Annotated in this window: 25 protein-coding genes; 11 read left to right on the forward strand and 14 right to left on the reverse strand. The window is 72.7% G+C overall.

Annotated elements, in window-relative coordinates; all coding sequences use genetic code 11:
- The first annotated feature begins 84 nt into the window (after positions 1-84).
- Positions 85-1,050: a serine hydrolase gene (locus AB0C26_RS02750; protein ID WP_360240424.1), complete on the forward strand. Its 966-nt coding sequence runs from the start codon at positions 85-87 to the stop codon at positions 1,048-1,050.
- On the opposite strand, the gene AB0C26_RS02755 is transcribed toward AB0C26_RS02750, so the two are convergent.
- Genes AB0C26_RS02755 through AB0C26_RS02765 form a run of 3 tightly spaced genes read right to left on the reverse strand, consistent with a single transcriptional unit; the run spans position 1,047 to position 2,925 of the window.
- Positions 1,047-1,652: a VTT domain-containing protein gene (locus tag AB0C26_RS02755; RefSeq protein WP_360240427.1), complete on the reverse strand. Its 606-nt coding sequence runs from the start codon at positions 1,650-1,652 to the stop codon at positions 1,047-1,049. The genes AB0C26_RS02750 and AB0C26_RS02755 overlap by 4 nt on opposite strands.
- The gene (locus tag AB0C26_RS02760) at positions 1,652-2,428 is read right to left on the reverse strand and encodes an MBL fold metallo-hydrolase (RefSeq protein WP_360240430.1); all 777 of its coding nucleotides are present in this window, start codon (positions 2,426-2,428) and stop codon (positions 1,652-1,654) included. Before AB0C26_RS02760 ends, AB0C26_RS02755 begins: the two co-directional genes overlap by 1 nt.
- Entirely contained in the window at positions 2,425-2,925 is a 501-nt protein-coding gene (locus AB0C26_RS02765) for a DUF1990 domain-containing protein (RefSeq protein ID WP_360240433.1), read from the reverse strand. The genes AB0C26_RS02760 and AB0C26_RS02765 overlap by 4 nt, the downstream gene beginning before the upstream one ends.
- 62 nt (positions 2,926-2,987) lie before the next feature.
- On the opposite strand from AB0C26_RS02765, the gene AB0C26_RS02770 reads away from it, so the two are divergent.
- Genes AB0C26_RS02770 through AB0C26_RS02785 form a run of 4 tightly spaced genes read left to right on the forward strand, consistent with a single transcriptional unit; the run spans position 2,988 to position 7,216 of the window.
- Complete coding sequence (locus tag AB0C26_RS02770) at positions 2,988-3,956, forward strand: diacylglycerol kinase family protein (protein ID WP_360240436.1); 969 nt, start codon at positions 2,988-2,990, stop codon at positions 3,954-3,956.
- Positions 3,949-4,956, forward strand: a complete 1,008-nt coding sequence (locus tag AB0C26_RS02775) for a YihY/virulence factor BrkB family protein (RefSeq protein ID WP_360240439.1) — start codon at positions 3,949-3,951, stop codon at positions 4,954-4,956. Before AB0C26_RS02770 ends, AB0C26_RS02775 begins: the two co-directional genes overlap by 8 nt.
- 41 nt (positions 4,957-4,997) lie before the next feature.
- On the forward strand, positions 4,998-6,467 hold the full coding sequence (locus AB0C26_RS02780) for a phosphatase PAP2 family protein (RefSeq protein WP_360240442.1): 1,470 nt from the start codon (positions 4,998-5,000) through the stop codon (positions 6,465-6,467).
- Positions 6,464-7,216, forward strand: coding sequence for an endonuclease/exonuclease/phosphatase family protein (locus AB0C26_RS02785; RefSeq protein WP_360240445.1), 753 nt, complete (start codon positions 6,464-6,466; stop codon positions 7,214-7,216). The genes AB0C26_RS02780 and AB0C26_RS02785 overlap by 4 nt, the downstream gene beginning before the upstream one ends.
- Here the strand turns inward: AB0C26_RS02785 and AB0C26_RS02790 are convergent.
- From AB0C26_RS02790 to AB0C26_RS02805, 4 genes are all read right to left on the reverse strand, one after another.
- Positions 7,211-8,149, reverse strand: a complete 939-nt coding sequence (locus tag AB0C26_RS02790; RefSeq protein ID WP_360243479.1) for a serine hydrolase domain-containing protein — start codon at positions 8,147-8,149, stop codon at positions 7,211-7,213. The genes AB0C26_RS02785 and AB0C26_RS02790 overlap by 6 nt on opposite strands.
- A gap of 90 nt (positions 8,150-8,239) precedes the next feature.
- On the reverse strand, positions 8,240-8,956 hold the full coding sequence (locus AB0C26_RS02795) for a carbon-nitrogen hydrolase family protein (RefSeq protein ID WP_360240448.1): 717 nt from the start codon (positions 8,954-8,956) through the stop codon (positions 8,240-8,242).
- Positions 8,957-9,034: 78 nt separating this feature from the next.
- Positions 9,035-10,321, reverse strand: coding sequence for an FAD/NAD(P)-binding protein (locus AB0C26_RS02800; protein WP_360240451.1), 1,287 nt, complete (start codon positions 10,319-10,321; stop codon positions 9,035-9,037).
- A gap of 14 nt (positions 10,322-10,335) precedes the next feature.
- Positions 10,336-11,895, reverse strand: coding sequence for a winged helix-turn-helix domain-containing protein (locus AB0C26_RS02805; protein ID WP_360240454.1), 1,560 nt, complete (start codon positions 11,893-11,895; stop codon positions 10,336-10,338).
- 160 nt (positions 11,896-12,055) lie between these two features.
- On the opposite strand from AB0C26_RS02805, the gene AB0C26_RS02810 reads away from it, so the two are divergent.
- Complete coding sequence (locus AB0C26_RS02810) at positions 12,056-12,565, forward strand: flavin reductase family protein (RefSeq protein ID WP_360240457.1); 510 nt, start codon at positions 12,056-12,058, stop codon at positions 12,563-12,565.
- A gap of 21 nt (positions 12,566-12,586) precedes the next feature.
- Positions 12,587-13,057, forward strand: a complete 471-nt coding sequence (locus AB0C26_RS02815; protein WP_360240460.1) for an NAD(P)H-dependent oxidoreductase — start codon at positions 12,587-12,589, stop codon at positions 13,055-13,057.
- Positions 13,058-13,244: 187 nt separating this feature from the next.
- Here AB0C26_RS02815 and AB0C26_RS02820 read toward each other — a convergent pair whose 3' ends face one another.
- Positions 13,245-14,891, reverse strand: coding sequence for a S8 family serine peptidase (locus tag AB0C26_RS02820; RefSeq protein WP_360240463.1), 1,647 nt, complete (start codon positions 14,889-14,891; stop codon positions 13,245-13,247).
- A gap of 186 nt (positions 14,892-15,077) precedes the next feature.
- On the opposite strand from AB0C26_RS02820, the gene AB0C26_RS02825 reads away from it, so the two are divergent.
- Complete coding sequence (locus AB0C26_RS02825; protein ID WP_127501833.1) at positions 15,078-15,200, forward strand: ribosomal protein bL36; 123 nt, start codon at positions 15,078-15,080, stop codon at positions 15,198-15,200.
- A gap of 96 nt (positions 15,201-15,296) precedes the next feature.
- On the opposite strand, the gene AB0C26_RS02830 is transcribed toward AB0C26_RS02825, so the two are convergent.
- The 3 genes from AB0C26_RS02830 to AB0C26_RS02840 are packed head-to-tail and all read right to left on the reverse strand — an operon-like array spanning position 15,297 to position 18,072.
- On the reverse strand, positions 15,297-15,923 hold the full coding sequence (locus AB0C26_RS02830) for a response regulator transcription factor (protein ID WP_360240466.1): 627 nt from the start codon (positions 15,921-15,923) through the stop codon (positions 15,297-15,299).
- Between the two features lie 46 nt (positions 15,924-15,969).
- Positions 15,970-17,130 (reverse strand): histidine kinase, encoded by a 1,161-nt coding sequence (locus AB0C26_RS02835; protein ID WP_360240469.1) that lies wholly within the window; start codon positions 17,128-17,130, stop codon positions 15,970-15,972.
- A 36-nt stretch (positions 17,131-17,166) separates the two neighbouring features.
- A complete protein-coding gene (locus AB0C26_RS02840; RefSeq protein WP_360240472.1) occupies positions 17,167-18,072 on the reverse strand; it encodes a hypothetical protein in 906 nt (301 codons plus the stop codon).
- 99 nt (positions 18,073-18,171) lie between these two features.
- Between AB0C26_RS02840 and AB0C26_RS02845 the strand changes: the two genes are divergently transcribed.
- On the forward strand, positions 18,172-19,515 hold the full coding sequence (locus AB0C26_RS02845; RefSeq protein WP_360240475.1) for a hypothetical protein: 1,344 nt from the start codon (positions 18,172-18,174) through the stop codon (positions 19,513-19,515).
- Here the strand turns inward: AB0C26_RS02845 and AB0C26_RS02850 are convergent.
- Together AB0C26_RS02850 and AB0C26_RS02855 are read right to left on the reverse strand one after the other, a co-directional pair.
- Positions 19,496-20,614 (reverse strand): XdhC family protein, encoded by a 1,119-nt coding sequence (locus AB0C26_RS02850; protein WP_360240478.1) that lies wholly within the window; start codon positions 20,612-20,614, stop codon positions 19,496-19,498. The two genes, AB0C26_RS02845 and AB0C26_RS02850, sit on opposite strands and share 20 nt — an antisense overlap.
- Positions 20,607-21,164: a nucleotidyltransferase family protein gene (locus tag AB0C26_RS02855; protein WP_360240481.1), complete on the reverse strand. Its 558-nt coding sequence runs from the start codon at positions 21,162-21,164 to the stop codon at positions 20,607-20,609. Before AB0C26_RS02855 ends, AB0C26_RS02850 begins: the two co-directional genes overlap by 8 nt.
- Before the next feature lie 92 nt (positions 21,165-21,256).
- Here AB0C26_RS02855 and AB0C26_RS02860 point away from each other — a divergent pair, with 92 nt between their 5' ends.
- Both AB0C26_RS02860 and prfH read left to right on the forward strand, forming a co-directional pair.
- Positions 21,257-22,324: an RNA ligase RtcB family protein gene (locus tag AB0C26_RS02860; RefSeq protein WP_360240484.1), complete on the forward strand. Its 1,068-nt coding sequence runs from the start codon at positions 21,257-21,259 to the stop codon at positions 22,322-22,324.
- On the forward strand, positions 22,324-22,938 hold the full coding sequence (gene prfH / locus AB0C26_RS02865) for a peptide chain release factor H (protein ID WP_360240487.1): 615 nt from the start codon (positions 22,324-22,326) through the stop codon (positions 22,936-22,938). The genes AB0C26_RS02860 and prfH overlap by 1 nt, the downstream gene beginning before the upstream one ends.
- Here prfH and AB0C26_RS02870 read toward each other — a convergent pair.
- Positions 22,918-23,802, reverse strand: a complete 885-nt coding sequence (locus AB0C26_RS02870) for a DJ-1/PfpI family protein (protein WP_360240490.1) — start codon at positions 23,800-23,802, stop codon at positions 22,918-22,920. The genes prfH and AB0C26_RS02870 overlap by 21 nt on opposite strands.
- Between the last annotated feature and the right edge of the window lie 7 nt (positions 23,803-23,809).

Consider the following 23,809-nt stretch of genomic DNA (forward strand, 5'->3'; position numbering starts at 1 on the left):
TCGGCGCGCCATCGGTGGAAAGTCACTGTCAACTTCTTATGTACCGGGGGTCGGGTCGCCCATGATGCGGTCGGACACGGCACTATGGCAGGCGTGCGACGTACGCGAAACTGGATCTTGGCCGTGGCGGCAGTGGGGGTCCTGGGAGGTGCGGGGTTGGTCGGCGCGGGAATGATGAACGACGACGACGGCGGTACGCAGGCCGTGGCCGGTACGTTCGAGGGCGCGACCGCCCCGGCGGCGAAAGCCACCACGACCGCCGCGCCGGCGCCCGCGCCCCGGGTGACGACGCCGGCCGGCCCGACCGCGGCCGAGCTGGCCGCCGCCGAGCGGGCCAAGCGGGTCAAGGCGCTCGACGCCGCCCTCAAGAAGTACGCGGCGTCCACGCCCGAGTTCTCCGTGGCCGTGCTCGACCGGCGGACGGGGCAGAAATACTCGTACCGCGGCACCGAGAAATACGAGACCGCCAGCGTGGTCAAGGTGCAGGTGCTGGCCTGTCTGCTGCTCACCGCGCAGGACGCCGGCCGCGATCTCACCTCGACCGAGCTGGCTCTGGCCAAGCGCATGATCCGGCTCAGCGACAACGACGCCACCACCTCGCTGTTCAGCAAGCTCGGGCGGGCGCCGGCGGTGGGCGCCTGCAACAAGCGGCTCGGCTTGACCCAGACCAAGGTCAGCAGCTCGTGGGGCCTGACCCGCACGACCGTCGACGACCAGGTGCGGCTGCTCGGTGAGCTGGTCGACACCAAGGGGCCGCTGGACGCCGACTCCCGCAAGCTGGCCTACACGCTGATGAGCACCGTCGACGCCAGCCAGGACTGGGGTGTGCCGGCCGCCGCGCGGACCGGCGAGAAGTTCACCGTCAAGAACGGCTGGCTGGCCCGTTCGACCGAGAACAACCGCTGGATCATCAACACGGTCGGCCGGGTCACCGGCAGCGGCACGGACGTCTCCATCGCCGTCCTGTCGCACAACAACGGCACCATGTCCGGCGGCATCTCCGTGGTGGAGAAGGTCGCCAAGATGACCCGGCAGTACCTGAAGTACTAGGCCTCCGACGGCGTTTCGGGGGAGGTCGACGAGGGGGCCTGGGCGGCGGCCGTACGGCGTTTGCTGATCCAGGAGATGCTCTGGTTGACGATCAGGATCAGGGCCACGGCCGCGATCACGCCCTGCCACGGCTCGGGGAAGATCGAGCCGCCGGCCACGCCGATCGTGGCGTAGACCGTGGCCCAGAGGGCGCAGGCCGGGGCGTTGGCCACCACGAAGGTGCGCCACGGCATGCCGAGGAAGGCCGCGGCCAGCAGCACCGGCACCCGGCCGCCCGGGATGAGCCGGGAGACCAGCAGCACCGGGACCTGGCTGCGGTGCAGGCGCTCCTTCACGCTGACCAGGTGTTCCTCGTCGCGCAGCCAGCGCATGCGGCGGGCCAGTTTCTCGCCGCCGACCCGGCAGACCGCGTACATGACCAGGTCTCCGACGTACGCGGCGGCCGCGCCGGCCGCGATGACCAGCACGATGGTGAGCGGGCGGTGTTCGTGGAAGGCCAGGGCGGCGGCGCCGCTGACGGCGGCGCCGGTCGGCACGACCGGGATGATCGCGCCGAAGGCGACCACGGCGAAGAGCCAGGCGAGCGCTCCGAGCAGGGCCATCACGCCGTACGGCCGATCGTCAGGGTCTCGCCGTGCGCCAGCACGCGCACCTGGGTGTCGGGAGCGATCAGCTCGGCGTGCCGGACGAACTGGACGCCCGGGTCGTGGAACATGTGCGAGCGCACCCGGCTCAGCCCGATCGGCCAGAACGTGCCGTAGTGCACGGGCACGGCCCAGCTGGCCTTGGCCCGGTGCACCGCCTCGGCCGCGGCGGCCGGGTCGAGGTGGTGGGTGGCGCTGAGCGACGGGCCCCAGCCGCCGACCGGGATGAGGGCCAGGTCGAGCGGGGCGAATTCGCTCATCTCGTCGAACAGGCCGGTGTCGCCGGCGTGCCACGTCCGGGCGGCGCCCTCGATCACGTAGCCGACGGCGATCGCCTTGTCCCGCGACCACGGGCCACGGCCGCCGTCGTGGGCGGCCGGGACCGCGCGCACCTTCAGGCGCCCCACGGTGGTCTCGTCGCCCGGCGCCAGCTCGACCGTGCGGTCCGCGTACGCCGAACCGAGGGTCTTGGCGACGAAGGCGCGGGCCCCGCGCGGCACGATCAGCGGCGGCTCGCCCTCGACCGCGCGCAGCGACGCCAGGTGGAAGTGGTCGACGTGCAGGTGGGACAGGAGCACGCCGTCGGGCGCGCCGGGCAGCCGCGGTGTCGGGCCGGCCATCCGCTTGAGATGGGCGAAGCGGTCGCTGAGCACCGGGTCGGTCAGCAGGGTCGTGCCGGAGTCGGACAGCCACACGGTGCTGTGGCCCCACCAGGTGACCGAGGTCGTACTCACGGGTTCACGGTACAGAGCCGCTTCAGCGCGCGGCCGCACGCACGGGCGTACAAGTGCTGGAAGAAGACCGCGACCGGACCGCCCAGCCGCATCAAAGGCCTGGCCGGACGGCTGTAGGCCGTCACGGTGAACCAGACCCTGTCCCGCTCGTCACGCTCGACCACGAACGCCTCCTCGCCCGAGGCCTGATGGCCGGGGAGGGTGCCGTATCCGAACCCGATCCGGTCGCCCTCGAGCGACGACCAGACGACCTCGCAGGGGACGGTCAGCGGGCCGGCCCCGACGCTGAGCCGTACGCCCGGCGCCGCCGGCGATGCCGAAGCGGTCACCGTGGCCCCGGTGGCCCGGTGCATGCGGAAGGTCACCACCGCCTCACCGGCACGGCGGTGGAGATCGGCGCCCGTACCCAGGGGGGTCCGATAGAACAGGTGGCGGAAACCGGGCGGCCGCTCGCCCGTGCGCGTGCCGCCGACGGGCGAATAGGTCAAGTCACTCACTCCCCCAGTGTTTCCCATCCGGGTGACGAATGATTCTCGAGTGTCTCGGGCAAACTGTGCGCGTGACCGGACCCCGCAGTGCAGTCGTCTACAACCCCGCCAAGGTGCCCGACCTCGATCAGCTGCGCCGGATCATCGGCGAAGGTCTGTCGAGCGTGGGCTGGCCCGAGCCGTCCTGGTACGAGACCACCGCCTCCGATCCCGGCCGGGGCCAGGCCGAGCAGGCCGTGAAGGACGGGGCCGAGCTGGTCTTCGCCTGCGGCGGCGACGGCACGGTGATGGCGGTGGTGACCGCCCTGGCCGGCTCCGACGTGACCATGGCGGTGCTGCCGGCCGGCACCGGCAACCTGCTGGCGGCCAACCTGGGCCTCGGCGCCGACCCGGCGACCGGCGTGCAGGTGGCCATCGAGGGTGGCCGGCGCCGCATCGACGTGGGCGTGGTCGAGGGCGGCCAGTGCTTCGCGGTGATGGCCGGCATGGGCTTCGACGCGCAGATGCTGGCCGGCACGTCCGAGACGGCCAAGAAGAGGATCGGCTGGCTGGCGTACGTCGGTGGGGCCCTGCGCCATCTGCGGGACCGCCCGATGCGGGCGCGGATCGTGCTCGACGGCGGCCCGCCGATGCCCCGGCAGGCGCGGACCGTGATCGTCGGCAACGTGGGCCGGCTCCAGGGCGGCGTACGGCTGCTCCAGGAGGCCGACCCGGCCGACGGCAAGCTCGACGTGGCGATCCTGAGCCCGAACAACCTGGGTCACTGGGCGCGGCTGTCGTGGGCCGTGGTGCGCCGCCAGAAGCGGGTGCCGCTGATGGAGACGTACTCGGCCGAGCGCGTCGAGATCCACACCCGGCAGGTCCAGCCGCGGCAGCTCGACGGCGACCTCATCGACTCCGGCCGCCAACTCAAGATCCACGTCAAGCCCTCGGCGCTTCTGCTCTGCGTTCCGGTTCCGGCCGGCGATCCCGATCTGGCGTACGACGTGAGCAGCGCGGCGGAAGCAGCCGAGGACATTCGCGAGGCCGCGCGTGAGTAGTACCTCGCCGGTCCCCGAGACGCGCGACATGAGCGGGGACGAGCTCTCCGCCGACGACGCTTTCCTGGCCCTCAAGAAGTACGGCCGGTGGCCGCTGATCCGCGACGCGTTCGTCCGGTTCCGGTACGGCGACGGTTTCAGCCACGCCCGCGCGTTCGCGTTCCAGCTCTGCCTGGCGATCGTGCCGTTCCTGATCGCGCTGGCCGGTCTCGCCGCCGACCTGGGTGTCGAGTCCGGCGGTCAGGTGGTGGCCGACACCGTGCTGGCGCTGACCCCGGGCGCGAGCGACCCCCTCGTACGGGACCTGCTGGAGAACGACGAGCGCACCCGGGACGCCGGCGAGGTCGCGCTGGCCCTCGGCCTGATCACCGGGATGGTCGCGCTGACCACCGCGATGGCCCAGATCGAGCGCGGCGCCAACCGGATCTACGGCGTCGAACGGGACCGGCCGGCCCTGTTCAAATACCTGCGGGCGACCTTGCTCATGGCGTTCGCCGGCGTGCCCGCGCTGATCGGCTTCCTGCTGCTGGTCGCCGGCCGCCCGTTCGGCGAGGCGGCGGAGTCGCACTGGGAGTGGGGCGGCACGCTGCGGGTGGCCTGGGACGTGGTCCGCTGGCCGCTGAGCCTGGCCCTGATCGTGGTCGCGGTCGGGTTGCTGTTCAAGTACAGCCCGCGCCGCCACCAGCCCGGCCTGACCTGGCTGATCTTCGGCGCGGTGGTGTCGACGGTGCTGTGGTGGATGGCCAGCCTGATGCTGGCCGGCTACGTGCGCTTCGGCCCCTCGTTCGGCGCCACGTACGGGCCGCTGACCGCGATCATGGCCTTGTTGCTGTGGGCCAACCTGACCGGGATCGCGCTCTTCCTGGGCATCGCGTTCGCCGCCCAGCTGGAGGCCGCCCGCGTCGGCGTACCCCAACCGGCCGTAGCCGACAAATGGGAACCAACCCCCGAGCTACCGCATCAGAGGCACCACGGTGTACGGAAGGAGCCCACCGGGTAAATCGGGTCCACCCCCGATCGATTCCCCTGGAGGAACCCGCCGTGACCGACGAACACCGCGTGGTCGAGCGCGCCGGCTGGGCACCCGTGCGGCACTTCGCCGAGCGCAGCGTCGCCGGCCTGGCCGCGGTGGTCCTGGCCGGCCTGGCGTTCGGTACGTTGTTGCTGCTCGTGCGCTTCCACTGGACGCCGCTGCGCGAGCTCGACCAGTCGATCGCCTCCGGTCTGAACGACCTGGTCGCACCCCACCCGGCCGTGGTCAAGGTGCTCACCACGATCACCGCGGCCGGCGGGCGGACGACCCTGTTCGCCCTGACGATCATGATGATCCTGCTGCTGCTGATCCGCCGCCTGCCCCGGCTGGCGATCTACCTGGCGGTCACCGGCCTCGGCGCGCTGCTGCTCGACCCGTCGCTGAAGGCCCTGGTCGGCCGGGTCCGCCCGGTCGTCGCCGACCCGATCGCGTACGGGCAGGGCAACAGCTTCCCGAGCGGGCACACCCTCGGGGCGACCATCGTGTACGGGATGCTGGCGCTGGTCATCCTGTCGGCGACCCGCCGCTTCCGCCCGCTGGTGATCACGCTGGCCGCGGTGGTGATCGTGGCCGTCGGCCTGACCCGCATCGCGCTCGGCGTGCACTTCCTCTCCGACGTGCTGGCCGGCTGGTTCCTCGGACTGGCCTGGATCAGCGTCACCGCGTACGCCTTCCGGGTGTGGCGCCGCGAGGCCGGCCACCCCGACCACGCGCTGACCGAGGGCCTGGAGCCGGAGGCCAAGACCGACCTGGCCCCCGCGCCGGCCGAGGACCGGGTGCTGCCGCACCCGTGGGCGAAGGGCGCCGAGATCCTGGTCGGCTGGGTGCTCACGTTCGGCCTGCTCTACGTGGTCGGCTACTCGCTGACCCGCTGGACACCGTTCGCCGGCTTCGACGACGGCGTACCGCGCTGGCTCCAGACGTTCCGCACCGAACGGCTCGACGACCTCAGCTGGGCGGCCAGCAAGGCCGGCGACACCCACGCCATCCTGCTCATCTCGCTGGTCTTCTGCCCGCTCGCGCTGGCCCTGTGGCGCCAGTGGCGCCCGGTGCTGTTCCTGGTGCTGACGATGGTCGGCGAGCTCACCCTGTTCCTCTGCTCGGCGGCCGCGGTCGGCCGCCCGCGTCCCCCGGTCGAGCAGCTCGACGGCCAGATGCCCACGTCGTCGTTCCCGTCCGGGCACATCGCCGCCACCATGTGCGTCTGGGTGGCGATCGCGGTGATCTGCATGGCCCGCGTGCACCAGTGGTGGCGCTGGGTCTTCGTCGGCCTGGCCGTCCTGATGCCGGCCATCGTGGCGCTCTCCCGCATGTACCGCGGCATGCACCACCCGTCCGACATGCTCGGCGCGGCCCTGCTGACGGCCTGCTGGATCGGCGTCCTGTACTGGGTGATCCGCCCGAACGCCCACGCCGTGACAGTCTCCGAGGCAGCATCGGAAGTCTCCCGTCCGCGTTCGGAGCCGGTGGCCGCATGAAGTTCATGACCTGGAACATCAAGACCGGCGGCGGCAAGCGTCTGCCGGCCATCGCCGCGGTGATCAACCGCGCCAAGCCGGACCTGCTGGCCATGCAGGAGTTGCGCGACTTCGCGCCGTCTTTCGCGGAGTCGGTCGGCATGGTGCCGTACGTGTCCCGCTCGGTCTTCGGCCAGCCGGTCGCCGTGCTGGTCCGGCCCCCGCTGACCGTCTCGGCCAGCGCCGAGGTGCGGTGGCAGCTGCACCACGCGGCCTCGATCGTGCGGGTGCCCACGTCGGCCGGCCTGCTGACCGTGGTGAGCGCGCACCTGAACCCGTTCGCCCCGTACCGCCGCATGCGCGAGGCGATCTGGCTCGCGCACCGCTACCGCGCCCACCCCGGCCCCACCCTGATCGCGGGCGACCTGAACGGCCTGAACCCCGGCACCGACCACACGGCGACGCTGGCCCCGCAGCCCGGCTTCCTGCGCCGCCGCCACCTCGCGGCGGACGGCTCGGCCGACACCCGGGCGGTCGGCGCCTTCCTCGACGCCGGCTTCGTCGACCTGTGGAACGTGGCCGGTTCCGGCAACCCGCTGACCGTGCCCACCACGAACGGCGGCGGCCGCGAGTTCTCCCGCATGCGCCTGGACTACGTGCTGGCCAGCCCGTCACTGGCCGGATTCGCCCACGACATGACGGTCATCCGGGGCGACGAGACCGAGTACGCCTCGGACCACTACCCGGTGGCGGTGACCCTCGATCTATAGGATCACCTCCGCCAGCAGCGTGGCCGGAACCAGCCCCTGATCGGGCCGGTCGTAGTTGCCGGTGACGATGGCGGCGACGAGCTCCCGGCCGGGAACCACGACGAGGCGTTGCCCGCCGTTGCCCATCGCCGCCACGAACCCGTCCTCGACATACCACTGATAGCCGTAGCGCGGCCCCCACTCCGTCACGAACCGGGGCCGCAGCATGGCCTCGATCCAGCCGGCCGGGACGATCCCGCGACCGCCCGCCAGCACGAGCTCACCGATCCGGGCCAGGTCGCGCGGGGCGAGCCGCAGCCCCGAGGCCGCCGACGGCACGCCGTCCCGGCCGGTCAGCCACCCGAAATCCCGGATGCCGAGCGGCCCGAACAGCTTCCCCGCCGCGTACTCGGGCAGGCTCCGCCCGGTGCCGTCGGCGAGCAGCTTGCCGAGCAGCGCGGTGGCGCCGCCGCAGTAGGACCAGCGCTCCCCCGGCGGCCCCACGATCGGCCGCTCCAGCACGAACCGGTACCGGTCGGCGGCCATCTCCATCGCGATCTCGGCGTTGGCCGGGCTGTCGTACGGCGGATCCTCCCGCCACTCCAGCCCGAGCGACATGGTGAGCGCGTGCTCGACGGTGAGCCGCGCCCGCCCGGCGTCGCGCGCGAGATCGGGATAGTCCGGGAAGTAGCGCAGAAGCGGCTCCTGGGGCTCCGGAACCAGCCCTTCGCCGAGCGCGATGCCGTAGAGCAGCGCGGTCACGCTCTTGGTGACCGAGCGGAGGTCGTGCAGAACCGCGGGCCCGAACGCGACGGCGCCCAGCGGGGTGGCCCAGCTGACGTCCGGCCCCTCGCCGTAATGCTCCAGCACGGTCCGGCCACCCTGGACGACCACCACCCCGTGCAGGCCGTCCAGCTCACCGGCCGCCAGCAGCTCGTCCAGGCGCTCACGCATCGATGTCGTCACGGAAGACAGCCTGGCACGATCGGCGCCTCGACGGCCCGTTGTCCACAGGGGAAAAAAGTGTGCCGGATTTGCCCGCTTTCACAACTCCGCGACGACGAAGCCCGTGGTCATCGAGGGGACCTGGGCCACCACCCGGCCGTCCGGGTCGAGGACGCTGGTCGGGCCCCAGCCGACGCGGCCGGGGTCGCGCTCACCGGTGACGTCGGCCGAGACGATCCACAGGCCGGTCTCGCGGGCGCGGTCGGCGCGGATGGCGTGGTGCAGGTCCTTCCAGTGCTCGGCCTTGTCCCTCGGCATCATGTTCTGCGACGACACGAGCAGGACCCGGGCACCCCGCGCGGCCACGGCGGCGGCCACGGCCGGGAAGCGGGTGTCGTAGCAGATGTTGATGCCGAAGCGGACGCCCGCCAGGTCGAAGACCGGATAGTCGTCGCCGGGCGTGAAGACGGCCTCGCCGGGAACCAACCGCGTCTTGCGGTACGCACCGAGCAGCCGTCCGCCGTGGATCACCGCGGCGGTGTTGTGGAAGCGGTCGCCGTCGCGTTCGAGCATCCCCAGCACGAGGGCGGGCCGCAGCGGGGCCAGCCGCCGGAGGATCGCCGCGAAGGGCGGCGAGTCCAGGGCCAGGGCGTGCCGGCGTACGTGGTCGCCGGTCACCAGATAGCCCTGAAGAAAGCCCTCCGGAAAGAGCAGCAGGTCAGCACCGGCGGCGTCGGCGGCGAACCGCTCGACGCAGGCCAGCGCCGCCTCGACGTCACCCAGGATCTCCGGGGTCTGACACGCCGCGATCCGCACCGGGCCAGCGTAGACCGAGGCCGCCGTGATCTGGGACGAGGAGGTGACGAGCGCGCGGCGAACGTGGTGGACGCTGGATCAGGCCGGAACCGGGGACATGCCGCAGGCCAGGACCCGGGCCTGGGCTCGGATCTCCGGGACCGCGGTGGTCTCCCAGCGGGCGCCCCGGCGCAGCGGGCCGATCAGCCACAGGTTGTCGCGGGCGTGGCCGTCGGCGCCGATCAGGTGGCCGGCGTCGTCGATGTCCAGGCCGAGGCCGTGCGGGCCCACGCGGGCCTGGCCCGCGTCGAGCAGGCTGCCCACGAATCCGCCCGCGGCGGCGGGGAGGCGGCCGGGGCCGGCGCAGTTGATGACCGCGCCGAACCACTGGACGCCCGCCTCCAGCTCGACCAGCAGGCCGCCGGCGGGTGGGGCCGTCATCGAGCGGACGCCGCCCGCGCGGACCTCCAGGCGGCCTTCCGCGCGCAGTTCGGCCACCCGGCTGCCCACCGACGGGGCCATCCGGTGGCGGTGACACTCCCACGGGCGGGCCAGGTGGCGCAGGAACGCCTCCTGCTCGTCGGGGGTCAGCGCGGTCCAGAGCTGGTCCAAATACGGGCGCAGGCCGTCGACCACCGCGCGCCAGTCGCCGGCGCGGGCCGCCTCGGCCCGGACCGCGCGGACCACGTCGCGCAGGGTGGTGCAGTCGTCCAGGGCCAGGCCGACCGGCGGGGCCGCGACCGCGGTGTGGGTCAGCGGCAACTGACCTCGGCGGCTGACCGCCGTGATCGGGGCGTCGCGGTCACGGTCGGCGGTGAGGGTCAGCGCCACGTCGACGGCGGTCAGGCCGGCGCCGACCAGCATCACCGGCACGTCGGACGGGATGGCGTCGAGCACGCCGGGCGCCCACGGGTCGGCGATGTAGTCGGGGTGGTCGGGGCGGGCCGCCGGCTGCGCGGGAGCCGGGTTGCCGGTGGCCACCACGATCTCGTCGGCGCGCACGGTCGAGCCGTCGTCCAGAGCCAGGCCCCCGGTGACGAGAGCGCGGGCACGGGCCGGCCGCACCTCGAGTCGCTCACCGAAGGAGGCGGCCGTCTCCGCGAAAACCGACCGCAGGTAGCGGCCGTACTCCGTCCGCGGGCGGAAGTCGTCGGGGGTGCTCCCGGACCACCGGGTGAAGTGCCCGAGGTCGTCGGGGTCGGCGCTCATGGCGCCGGCCCGGGAGTTGAGCAGATGCCACGGGCGGGCCGAGCCGTAGGCCAGGCCGCCGCCCGGCTCGTCCGGCTCGATCAGCACCACCCGGTCGTCGCCGCCGCGCAGCAGCTCCCGGGTGGCCAGCACGCCGGCGCAACCGCCACCGACGACCGCTACGGTCCGCTTGGACATGTGTGGAACCCCGATCAGGAAGAAACAACGACAGCGGCGTCGTCGGCCAGACGGTAGCCGAGCCCGTAGACCGTGGTGACGACCTCCGGGTCGGACAGCTTGGTGCGCAGGCGGCTGACGTGCACGTCGACCGTGCGGTTGGTGGTGTGCGTGTGCCCCCACACCTGGGCCAGCAGCTGGCTGCGGCTGAACACCTGGCGCGGGTGCCGGGCCAGGAAGAGCAGCAGATCGTACTCGAGGCGGCTCAGGTCGAGCGGCTGCCCGTCGCGGGTGGCGGTGCGCGCTTTCGGGTCGAGCCGCAGGGCGGTCCCGCCGACCGGTTCGACGGCCACCTCGACGGCCGTGCCGGCCGCGTCGACCAGGTCGCGCAGCGCGGCCAGCACCCGGTCGCGGCCGGCGCCCTCGCCTCCGGCGATGCTGATGGTCACCGTGACCGGCGGCTCGGCGAGGTCGGGCACCGGTCGCAGGCGGGCGATGCGGGAGCGCGGAACGGGCGGATGGGCGACGGCGAGCGCGGACATGTGGGTCCTCCTCGGGGGTGCGGGCCGGTGGGCCGCTGGAATAATACATTTCCTATCTGTTCGATAGGTCAAAACACGCGCAACGAGGGCGGACTCACACCTCCAGCGGTGGGTCGTAGGCCCGGATCGGCGGCAGCGGCGCGGGCGCACCACGTCACCGTCGGCGACACCGCGGGCCTGCGGGTCGGCCGGACGCATCCGCACCGGCTCGCGACCGGACCGCTTCGCGGCCTGCGAGAATCCGCCCATGTCGAACGGGGAGTGCAGCCGCGTGGCGGTCTGATTGCAGATCAAGACCATTTCCCCGTACGCCGGTGAGCCCGGCCGAGGCGCATAGATCGGGCATCCCGGGCATTCCGGATAGCCGAAGCCGGCCACCGTCGCCGAGTAAAGCTCGATCCGCCCGCTCGGCGTGTCCAGCGGCTCGCCGTCCCGGAAATCCGCGAAGAGCACCGTGTCGTCACGCCGCTCCATTTCGCCCGCCGCCCAGAACTCGTCGAAGGACTTCTTCGGCTCGGCCCGCCACCGCCCGTAGAGGTGACGCAGCCACTCCCGACTGGAGCGCCCCTGGGTGAAGGCCTCGGCGTAGCCGGCCCAGAGGGGCTGCTCGCCGAACGGGGCGCGCTGCAGCGACCAGCTCACGGTGATGAACGTGCGGCCGGCGGCCATCCGCCGGGCCAGGGCGAACATCAGCGCCACATCGGTGCCGGGTTTCAGCGGCAGCCACCCGCCCCGGGAAGAGGGCAGGTCGTCGCCCAGCGGTGAGATCGAGACGATCTCACCCCGGGCCGCCGCCACATGACGCTCGACGTCGTGGGTAGCCCGGCCGCCGGCCGTCACGCCGACCAGGTCAAGGGCGAGATCCCAGGAGATTTCCTCGTACGAGTCGTAGCCGCGCCCGGCCGAGCGACGGCGCACCGAGCGACGGCGCACCGAGGGGCGCGCCACCCGGGAGCGATGACGCCGGGCACCCGGGATGTGGCCGAGCAGGGGCGACGGATGGGCGTCACCACGATGCCACTGCCGTACGACAGGAATCGTGGGAGCGGACATGGACCAACCTTGCGGGCCGCAATGCCGCCATGTCAACCATACTCCCTAGGTTTACTAGGATATGAGAACACCATTGACATCACGACAAGGCGGGACGCACGGTGGGGTCATGCGCGTTCGCCATCTCAATCTGTGGACGCGACGTTCTTAGGAGACTTCCGTGACCGTCAGTTCGCTCGTGGACGCCGATCTCTTCCGGGCCCTGCTGCGCCGCCACGCCGCTGCCGTCGTGGTCATCACCGCTCCGGGCGCGCCCGGCCAGGCCCCCGCCGGATTCACCGCCACCTCGTTCACCTCCGTCTCCCTCGACCCGCCGCTGGTCTCGTTCTGCCTCGCCCACAGCGCCTCGGCCTGGCCGGCGATCGCCGCCTCGGCGACGGTCGCCGTGCACGTGCTGACCGAGGAGCAGGAACAGGTCGCGCGAACCTTCTCGACCAAGAACATCGACCGCTTCGCCACCCACGGCGCCTGGGAGCGCGGCCCCGGCGGGGTGCCGCTGCTCGACGGCGTGCTGGCCCGCATCGTCTGCCGCGTCGACCAGCGCGTCGAGGCCGGCGACCACACGATCGTGCTGGCCACGCCCGAACACGGCTGGCATCACGAGGACCACACCGCGGCCCCGCTCGTCTACCACGACGGGCGATACACCCAACTGGGCCGTGCCGCTTGACCACCTCTCGCTAGGAGAATCATGAGTCGCATCGTCGTCGTGTCCGGCAATCCCCGTCCGGGCTCGCGCACCTCGGTGCTCGCCACCGCCGTCGGCGCCGCCCTGGCCGGCACCGGGACGCCGGAAGTCATCGAGGTGGGCGCGCTCGGCCCGGGCCTGCTGACACCCGGGGACGCGGCGACCGCCGCCGCCCTCGACGCCGTCCAGGGCGCCGACGTGCTGGTCATCGCCACCCCGACCTACAAGGGCAGCTACACCGGCGTCCTCAAGGTGCTGCTGGACAACCTGCCGGCGCGGGCCCTGGCCGGCAAGCGGGCCGTGCCGGTGGTCACGGCCGGCGTCGCCCCGCAGGCGGCGGCGGCCGAGGCGCTGCTGCGCCGGCTGCTCACCGAGCTCGGCGCGGACGTCGCGGCCGGCCTGCCGGTGGTCGAGTCGGACCTGCCGGAGACCGCCGCGATCGCCGAGAAGTACGCGGCCACCTTCACCGCGTGAATGATTTTCAGCTTTTACCCAGCTCGGTCCTAGCTTTCTGAGAGCCGGGATCCGTAACCTCGTTATCGGTTCGGCCGAAGGCATCCGCCCCGCCCACGCCGAGCCGGGCAACACACCGCACCCGGCCCCCGTCCCGCTCGTCGATGCCGTGCCCCCGGTCGTCGAGCGGGACGGGCCGGCCTGACCCTCAGGCGACCTCGATGGTGTAGGTGCGGATCACCCTGTTGCCCCAGCCGTCCGCGAAGGCCGCCGTGAAGGTTCCGGCGCCCGCGACCGCCGGCACACCCTCGATGACACCGTTCGCGCGCAGCGTCAGTCCCTCCGGCAGCGAACCCGCGGTCACCGACCACGACCCGGCACGCCCGTCGGCGACGCTGAGCGCCGCCTCGAAGCCGGCGCCCACGACGCCCTGGGGCATCGCGACCGGGTTGATGACCGGCACGGTGTTGCGGATCGTCACCGCTAGGGTGCGCGTGACCGCGTACGGAACGAAATCGGTGAATTTGACGGTGACCTTCGCCGTGCCCCGGCCCGTCGGCGTGCCGGTGATGACGCCGCCGGCGGAGAGCTTGAGGCCGGTCGGCAGGCGGCCCGCGGTGAGGCTCCACGTGCCCTTGCGGCTCGCCGACAGCGTGATCTTCGCGGCGCGGTTGGCGGCGACCACGACGGCGGCCGACCTGATGACCGGCTTGGCCGGCGGCCCGGGCACGAAGAGCAGCCGGTTGGGCGAGCCGTGGGCGTCCTTGACCTTGTTCTTGGTGGAGTAGGTGACCAGGTAGTTGCGGACCTGGGCCGGGCTCATCCCCGGGTTGGCGTCCAGGGCCAGCGCGGCCGCGCCGGCCACGTGTGGCGAGGCCATCGAGGTGCCGTCCATGACCGCGGAGGCGGAATTGCTCCAGGCGTACGCGGAACGGATGCCCACGCCCGGCGCGAACAGGTCGAGCGACGCCCCGAAGTTGGAGAAGCCCGCCCGGCGGTCCCTGCCGTCGGTGGCGCCCACGGTGATCGCGGCCGGCAGTCCGGCCGGGCTCGTGTTGGTGGCGTTGGCGTCCTCGTTGCCGGCGGCCACCACGTAGGTGACACCCGCGTTGATGGATTTCTGGATGCTGGCCTCGAGCGCCGGGCTGAACGCGCCGCCCATGCTCATGTTGGCCACGGCCGGCTTGACCGCGTTGGCCGTGACCCAGTTGACGCCGGCGATGACCTGCGACAGCGAGCCCTCGCCGGCGCAGTCGAGGACCCGGACGGCGACCAGGCGCACCCGCTTGGCGACGCCGAAGCGGGTGCCGCCGATGGTGCCGGCCACGTGCGTACCGTGCCCGTTGCAGTCGGCGGCGAAGCCGTCGCCGTCGACCGCGTCGTAGCCGTAGGTGGCCCGGCCGCCCGCGAACTCGGCATGGGTGATCCGGATACCGGTGTCGATGACGTACGCGTGGACGGCGCTGCCGTCGTCGGTCGGCGTGAACGACTTGGACAGCTTGGCCGGCCGCTGGTCGATGCGGTCGAGGTTCCAGCCCGGGTTGCGCTGAGTTCCTTCCAGGCGCAGCCGGCGGTCCTGCTCGATGGAGCGGACCTCGGGGTCGGCGGCGAGGCGGCGGGCCTGTTTCGCGCTCATCTCGGCCACGAAGACGCCGTCGCCACCGGCGGCCATCGCCGCGACGTCACCCTTGGGGGCGTGCTCGTCGAGCGTGACGATGTAGCGCCCGGGAATCGCGCCGGGCGCGCCGGCCCCGATGACCGTCCCTTCGCCGGTCGCGCCCAAGGCGGGAACGGCCGTACCGGACACGGCGACAACGGCGGCGGTGACCAGGGTCCCGAGGGTTCGCTTGCGCATGCCCGTCGGATCGGCCGCCGCGCGGCCCCACCTGATGCCCGCCCGATGATCACTCCGAGACCGCAACCAGCAGCCCGGACCGATCGGTCCGAATTCCTCGCCCGTACGGAAATAGGGGGCTCACCAGTGGCGTTACCTCCATTGCGTCTGGCGAACCGCAAGCCGGCGCGGAAAGAGGGAGATCCCATGAAGGTCCGCAACTCGCTGCGTTCGCTGAAGAGCAAGCCGGGCAGCGTCGTCACCCGTCGCCGCGGCCGCCAGGTGGTCATCAACAAGAAGAACCCCCGCTGGAACGGCCGCCAGGGCTGACCGGCGCGCTGGCGCGACAGCGTTGCAGTGATCGTATAGCTTGACAGCCGCAGGGCCGGAGATCCGCCGCCACGGATCTCCGGCCTTTCGATGTTTTCAAGCCTGGTGAGCGGTCAGCGCCAGCCGTACGCGGTTGGGACTGTTCGTCTTCGTCATCAGCGCCGTGATGTGCGTCTTCACGGTGGTCACCCCGATGTGCAGCCGCTCGGCGATCTCCGCGTTGGACAGCCCCTCACCGACCAGCCCCAGAACGTCGCGCTCCCGCGCGGTGAGCCCGTCGACCGGCCGCCGGCGCTCACTGCCGGCCCCGACCGCCCGCCGCACGAGCCGCCGCAGGACATCCTGACTGAACGGGCTGTCCCCGGCCGCGACCCGCCTGATCCCGTCCAGCAACTCGGACGGCGGCGCGTCCTTGAGCAGGAACCCGGCCGCACCCGCGGTGAGCGCCGGATAGAGGTGGTCGTCGTCCCCGAACGTGGTCAGCACCAGCACCCGCGTGGCGGGCCGCCCCGCGAGGATGCGGCTGGTCGCACTGATCCCGTCCACCCCCGGCATGCGCAGATCCATCACCACGACATCGGGCCGGAGCCGCTCGGCCAGAGCGATCGCCTCCCGCCCGTCCCCGGCCTCCCCCACCACTTCGAGGTCACCCTCGGCCTCACACAGCATCCGCAGCCCCGACCGAATGAGCTGCTGGTCGTCCACGAGAAGCACCCGAATCACACGCCCACCCCCACGCCGCCATCCGCCCGGCCGGGCCATTCCCGCCTCACGCTGTCGCCCCCTCCGCCGCGCCGTTGTGCGCGGGTAGCACTGCCGAAACCCGCCAGCCCGAGCCGGCGGGGCCGGCGGTCAGTTCACCGCCGAGGACGGCGACCCGCTCGTGCATGCCGGTCAGGCCGTGGCCGCCGCCGGGTGGGGCGGACGCCGGTGGAGCGCCGCCCTCATCGGCGACCTCCCACCACACGTTCTCCTCCTCGACGCTCACGCGCAGCCGGGCCACGGCGGCCGGGCCGGCGTGTTTGGCCACGTTGGTCAGTGCCTCCTGGGTCAGGCGGAGAACAGCCATCGCCCGTACGGCATCCAAACCGCCGACCGCCTCGTCGATGTCGGCTTCCACGGTGAGGCCGGTCATGCGGGCCCGCTCCACGGCCGCTCCGAGCGCGGCCGGCAGCGCGCCCGGCTCGATCGCGGTGAAAGCGGCGTCACCGCGTACGGCGGAAGGGTCTCGCAGAGCCGCGACCAAGCGACGGAGATCAGCCAGCGCGGTCGTGCCCGTGCCGTGGACGTCGTCGAGCACCGCGGAGATCCGAGGATCGAGGCCCGGCACGACATGGCGGGCGACACCCACACGCAACACCATCGAGGCGACATGGTGGGCCACGACGTCGTGCAACTCCCGGGCGATCGCGCTGCGCTCGTCGGCCCGGTCGGCCCGCGCCTCCGACTCCCGGCGGCGCGCCTCCTCGGCCTCGCGGCGGCGCCGCTGCTCGCCCAGCTCGTGGTTCGTGCGCACGACCAGGCCGAGCAGGAGCGGCAGCCCCACCGGCAGCAGCAGCTCGACGGGCCGCTCGGCCCCCAGCACGACATGCACCGCCAGCAGCAGCACCGTGCCGGACCAGTAGACGACCGGGCGGGCCGCCCACGCCACCAGTTCGGCCAGCATCCAGCTCGAGCCGACCACGTTGATCGTCGGGTCGTCGACCACCAGGAGCGCCAGCACGAGCAGGGCGGTCTGCACGAGCAGGCTGACCAGCGGCCACCGGATCAGGGCGAGGATCGCGACGAAGGCGCCGAGCGCGAGGATCAGCTGCGGCGGGGACGGTCTGGTGAGCTCGTTGAGGTACAGGTAGCCGAGGCCGCTGAGGTCGAGCAGCACGAGACGCAGCCACGCGTCGCGGCGATCGAACAGACGCTCTACCCAGCCCATGCCCGCCAGCCTAGGCCGCGAACGGAGCCGCTTCGGTCATCCAACTCGCGCACTCCGCACGATCAGGGTGGTGGCGATGAGCGTGGCCACCACGACAGCACCGGCCGCCGCCAGCGTCGCGGCGTCGGGCGCCAGCAGGGGCTGACCACGCAGCGCCTGCCACGTGACGATCGCGACCGTCGCCGCGTAGGCGGACGCGGCCGTCAGCAGCAGACGCGTGCTCTGGCTCGTGCCGAGGCGGGTGCGGGTGAGCAGGAACGCCAGCAGCGGCAGCGCCTGCAGGCCGTGCATGCCGATGAAGTGGCCGACGCGCAGGTCGCCGCCGGTGGTGCTCCATCCGGTCAGGGGCAGGCCGGGGCCGCCGTCGGGCACGCCGACCGCGTGGGCGCCGCTGATGCCGTCGATGCCGGTGTCCGTCGACATGACCATCGGTATGGCGGCCAGGAAGCCGAGCAGGGCCAGGAGCAGGCCGAGGCGGATTCCGTACGCCGCGACCCGGTCGGGGAGGCGCTGCCTCAGGGCCACCACCGCGACCACGAGGTGGGCCACGAACAGCACCATGATCGAGGCGCCCATGATCGACCAGAGGCGGCTGTCGAAGGGAGTCGTGTCGTTGTAGTGACTGCGGTGGCCGCGGGCCGCCTGGAACGTGATGATCGCGACCTCGACGACGGAGACCGCGACGATCACGGTGGACGACCATTCGGCGAGGCGGCTGCGGCGGGGCAGCACCGACAGGATCCAGGCCAGCGTGAAGCCGTACACCGCGAAGCTGACGGCGAACTTGAACGGCTTGAGCCAGACGTTCGCGCCGAGCAGGGTCCGGTCGTCGACGGCGAGCCCGGCCGCGGTGACGAGCGCCAGCACGGCCATCGCGGCGGTGAGCGTCAGCAGCGGCCGGTGCCGGCGTTGCCGGCCGGTGCGGGCAGTCGTGGTTGTCATGTCTGGCAGCGTCGCGCCGTTCGACGGCCGTCTCTTCCTGCCGCCGGCCCGGACGGTGGCCCCGGGGTCGGAGGCGGCCTCCTACCGGGGTAGGAGAGGATGTCGCCCGTGATCACGTTTCCCGCCGGCGCGTCCGGCCGTCCGAGCAGTTCGGCCTTCGGGCGGTCGGTGGTCGCGGACGCCCTGCGCGCCGTCTCGCCGGAGGCGGCCGGTGCCGCGGCCGCGGAGCCGGATTGGCGGCGCGGCTATCCACGGCACTTCCGGCAGTTGATCGCGACGGCGAAGACCGGCTACGAGGTGGCCGCCGCCGGGCTGGCCTCGGTCCACGAGCGGATGCCGGTGCCGATCACCGCGCCCGGGAAGCCGCTGGAGACGGTCACGGTCGAGGGTGGCGAGAAGCCGTCGCGCGAGGTCGCTCTACCGTACGGAAAAGAACTTCTCCGAGGCGCGGCACTCGATCGCCGGCTCGACAAATGGGTCGAGGCCGGTGTGATCGAGGAGTCGTGCGCCACCGCGGTGCGGGCCGTGCGGGACAACCCGGACTGGCTCGATCTGAGCGACCAGCAGCTGGTCGTGCTCGGTGCCGGGGCCGAGATGGGCCCTCTTCCGGCGGTGCTCGAGTGGGGTGCGACTGTCATCGGCGTCGACCTGCCCCGTGTGGAGGACCGGATCTCGGCGCTGGCCGCCCGGTCGGCCGGGCGGTTGATCGTGCCGCGGGGTGTCGACCTGCTCGAGGACGTCGGCGGGCTCGCGCACTGGCTGGCCGACCGGCCGGAGGGGCGCCTGACGCTGGGCAACTACGTCTACGCGCCCGGCGCCGCGTACACCAAGCTTTCGGTGACCGTGGACGCGCTCGCGGCGTACCTCAAGAAGGTCCGTGACGATGTCGCCCTGGCCTTTCTCGCCACGCCGACGGACGTCTTCGCCGTGCCGTCCTCGGCCGTCGCGCAGTCGGCCGAACGTTTCCGCGCGCGGTCGCGCCTGGCCCGGGTGACCGGCGCGCTCTCCGGTGGGCGGCTTCTGCAGCCGAACTACCCGGACGGCACTGAGCCGGGCATCAACGACAGTCTGGTTCCGCAGCAGGGTCCCAACTACGCGCTGGCCAAACGCATTCAGCGCTGGCGGGCCAGCCTGGCCCGGCGGGACGGCGCGGTCAGTTTCTCGGTGGCGCCTCCGGCCCGGACCAGATCGGTCGTCTCCCACCGGATCCTGGCCGCGGCCTACGCCGGCGCGCACCGCTTCGACGTCGAGATCTTCGAACCGGCGACCGCGAACCGCCTGATGGCCGTGCTGATGGTCCACCAGCTGCGCAATCCGCGCCCGGCGGCGGCCGAGGCGTGGCGCGACGAGGCGGTCGAGGCGGCGCACGGCGGGCTGTGGCGGACGGCCTATCACCCGCGTACGGCGCTGGGGCTGGCCGCGGTCAGAGGTTTTCTGGGCTGAGGCCGTGGATGCGGCCGGCGGTGGTGGTGAGCCGGGCGCCCGAGCCGCCCCAGCGCAGGGCGACGATCTCGGCGGCGATGCTGACCGCGGTCTCCTCCGGCGTGCGGGCGCCCAGGTCGAGCCCGACCGGTGACGCCAGGCGGGTCGTCTCGTCGCCGGTCAGGCCGGTCTCCTCGAGCCGTTTGAGCCGGTCGTCGTGGGTACGCCGGGAGCCCATCGCGCCCACATAGGCGACCGGCAGCCGCAACGCGACCTCCAGCACCGGCACGTCGAACTTGGGGTCGTGGGTCAGGACACAGAGGACGGTACGCCCGTCGACGCGCCCGGCCTCGGCCTCGGCGGCCAGGTAGCGGTGCGGCCAGTCGACCACGACCTCGTCGGCCGACGGGAAACGCTTCCTGGTGGCGAAGACCGGCCGGGCGTCGCACACGGTCACGTGGTAGCCGAGGAACGACCCGATGCGGGCGGTCGCCGCCGCGTGGTCGGTGGCGCCGAAGACCAGCATCCGGGCCGGCGGGGCGAACGAGCCGACCAGCACCGACAGGCCCTCGCCGCGGCGTTCGCCGCTGGGGCCGTAGTGCAGCGTCCCGGTGCGGCCGGCGGCCAGCAGCCCGCGCCCGTCGTCGGTGGCCGCGTCGTCGAGCCGGTCACCGCCGAGCGTGCCGCTCCGCTCGTCGGGGGTGATCAGCAGGTGCCGGGCCGTGGTCTCGTCGAGGCGGGTGAGCAGGGCGACCGGCCGGTTGGCGGTGATCGCCTCGGCCAGCGCCGGCAGCTCCGGGAAGGACTCCCGGTCGACCCGCTCGATGAGCATTTCGATGGTGCCGCCGCAGGTCAGGCCGACCTCGAACGCGTCGTCGTCGCTCACCCCGAACCGGACCGTGCGGGCCTGGCCGGTCTCGGCCACCTCACGGCAGATCTCGTAGACCGCGCCCTCCACGCAGCCGCCGGACACGCTGCCGGCGACCGTGCCGTCCGGTCCGACGGCCATCGCCGCGCCCGGCTGGCGAGGCGCGCTCGACCAGGTGGCGGTCACGGTGGCCAGGCCGGCCGGCTCGCCCGCCGCCCACCAGCGGAGCAGGGGATCCAGTACGTCACGCATGGGGATTCAACTCCGGAACGTCGAGGTCGAGATCATCGGATACGTCGCCCACGGCGACCACCTGGACCAGCCCGGCGTGCGCGCGCAGGTAGTCCCGCGCTCCGGAGTCCCCGGTGGCGGACGCCGCCACACCTGCCCAGTGCTCGCGGCCGAGCAGCACCGGGTGCCCGCGCCGTTTTCCGTACCCGCCCATGACCAGCGCGTCCGCGCTCGCCGAGGCGCTGACCCGGCGGACCGCCTCGGCCGAGACGCCCGGCATGTCGACCAGCAGCACCACGGCCGCCTCGGCCTCGGTCGCCTCGAGGGCGCTCAGCCCCACCTTCAGCGAGGACGCCATGCCCGTCTCCCAGTCCGGGTTGACCACGACGCCGGGAAGATCGGGCATCTGATCGGCGGCGGCTCCCAGCACGACCACGATGGGCGACAACCGCGCCTCACGCAGGGTGTCGACCGCCCGCTCCACCAACAACTTCCCGGAGTATCGGACGAGCGCCTTGGGCATGCCGTACCGCCGCCCCGCACCCGCCGCGAGCACCAACCCGGCCGTCATCCCTGAAGCCTAATAAATGAGTTGGCAGACGGCCCGTACTGACGAAGCATCGATTCCGTTCCTCTCCACCGTTTTTCGAAAGAGCGCCGGTTTTGTCAGCGACGGTTTCTGTCTTCGCGTCCCCCTCCAGCTGGATCGAGTCCAGTGCCGTCGACCAGTGCCACCAGGTGGCCGCCCTCGACGGTATGCTCCACGTGGCCGGCATGCCCGACCTGCACCCCGGCAAGGGCGCCCCGATCGGCGCCGCCATGCTCTCCACGGTTCTCTACCCGTTCCTGGTCGGTTCCGACATCGGCTGCGGCATCGCCGTCTTCCCGATCCGGCTCAAACGCCCGGTCGCGGAGAAGCTGGCCCGCAAGTTCCCCGACCTCGACTACTCCCCCCAACCCGACGACCTTGCTTGGTCGTACGTCGAACCGAGCATCCCGGCCGGCCACAGCGACCACCTCGGCACCGTCGGCCGCGGCAACCACTTCGTCGAGCTGGCCCGCGTCGACGCCGTACACGCCGAACGCCCCGGCCTGGACCGCGGCGACCTGGTCCTCATCGTCCACAGTGGCTCACGGGGCCTCGGCGAGCGCATCCTGCGCGCGCACACCGAGGTGCACGGCGCCGGCCCGGCCGAGGATCCGGCGGCCTACCTGGCCGCCCACGACGACGCGGTGCGCTGGGGTTCGCTCAACCGCCGCCTGATGGCCGCCCGCGTCGCCCTCGCCCTCGGCGCCACCCCCGAGGACCCGATCGTCGACGAGTGCCACAACCTGGTCGAGGTCCGCGACGGCGCCTATCTGCACCGCAAGGGCGCGGCCCGGGGCGACGGCCGCGACGTGCTGGTCGCCGGCACCCGGGGCACCCCGTCCTTTCTCGTGGCGGCCCACGCCGGCGCCGAGGCGAACTACTCGGTGGCGCACGGGGCCGGCCGCAAGATGTCCCGCTCCGACGCGTTGCGCCGGGGCAAGGCCAAACACACGGTCGAGGAGCTTCGCCGTACGCCGGTCGGCTCGATCGTCGTCTGCGGCGACCGGCAACTCCTGTTCGAGGAGGCGCCCACGGCGTACAAACGCATCGAACAGGTCGTCGGCGACCTCACCGCCCACGACCTGGCCACCCCGGTGGCGGTCACCGTCCCGCTGGTCACCTACAAGACGGTGGCCCACTGATGACCAGGCACCTGATGCTGTCGGCCGGTCGCGGGCCGCTCGAGTGCTCGTGGGCCGTGGCCCGCCTGCTCCCGCGCCTGGAGGCCGACGCCCGGCGCCACGGCGTGCGCTGCGAGCGACTGACGACGGTGGCCGGCGACCGCCCGGGCACGCTGCGGTCGGCGGTGGTCCGGCTGGGCGACGACGACTTCGCGGCCTCCTGGACGGGGACGCTGTGCTGGCAGGCGCCCAGCCCGTACCGGTCGACGGGCCGCAAGAACTGGTACGTGACCGCCCAGCCCTGCTCGTTCGACACCGTGGCGACCCCCTTCTCGGAGGACGACGTCGACATCGTCCCCGTCCGCACCGGCGGCCCGGGCGGTCAGCACCGCAACAAGGCGAGCACGGCCGTCCGCGCCACCCACCGCCCGTCCGGCCTGGTCGTGGTGGCCGACACCGAGCGACAGTTCTCCCTCAACCGGGCCGTCGCCCTGCGCCGCCTCCAAGCCCGCCTCCAGGAGGCTGACGAGGCCGCCGCCCGCGCGGTCGAGACGTCCCGCTGGCGGATCCACGACGACCTGGTCCGGGGCGACCCGGTCCGGACGGAGCGGCCGTCAGGTGGCGCGGGCGCGTAGGCGGCGCAGCATCCGGGCGTCGCCGAAACCGACGGCCCGGGCCGCGGCCTCGACCGTGGTGCCGTGGCCGATCAGGTATTCGGCGCGCTCGACGCGCAACTGCTGCTGGTAGCGCAGGGGCGTCTGCCCGGTCGCGGCCTCGAAGAGGCGGGTCAGGGTGCGTTCGCTCACCCCGGCCCCGGCGGCCAGGTCGGCCAGGGGCAGGGGATCGCTGAACGATCCGTCGATGCGGTCCTGCACGCGGTGCACGACGTCGCTGAGGTGGCCGCGGTGGCGCAGCATCGCCGACGCCTGCTGTTCGCCGCCGTTGCGCCGGGCGTAGACCACCATCTCGCGGGCCACCCGGGCCGCCACCGCCGGACCGTGCCGCTGGGCGACCAGGTGCAGGGCCAGGTCGATGCCGCTGGCGATGCCGGCCGAGGTGACCACGCGGCCGTCGCTGACGTACAGGACGTCGCGGATCACCGTGGCCCGCGGATGCCGGCGGGCCAGCGTCTCCTGCAGGTCGTGGTGCGTCGTGCAGCGCCGGCCGTCGAGCAGGCCGGCCAGGCCGAGCGCGGAGGCGCCCGAGCAGACGCTGGCCACCGTGCCGCCGGCCTCGTGGTGGGCGGCGATCCGGGCCAGCAGGGCCGGGCCGGGCGGGTCGAAGCCGTCCCGCCAGCCGGGCACCAGCACCAGGTCGTCCGGGGTGAGCTCCGGCCACCCGACGGCGGCCTGCAGCCAGACACCCTGCCAGGTCGGGACCGAGGCGGCCGAGGCCACGTAGTGCAGCGCGTAGCCCGGCGCCGTCCTGAAGACCTGCGCCGGGCCGGCCAGATCGAGCAGATGCAACTGCGGCGTCAGTACGAAGACCACCCGTTGCACGATCCGG

The organism is Actinoplanes sp. NPDC048796 (genome assembly GCF_040650035.1).
In the GTDB taxonomy this organism is placed as follows: Bacteria; Actinomycetota; Actinomycetes; order Mycobacteriales; family Micromonosporaceae; genus Actinoplanes.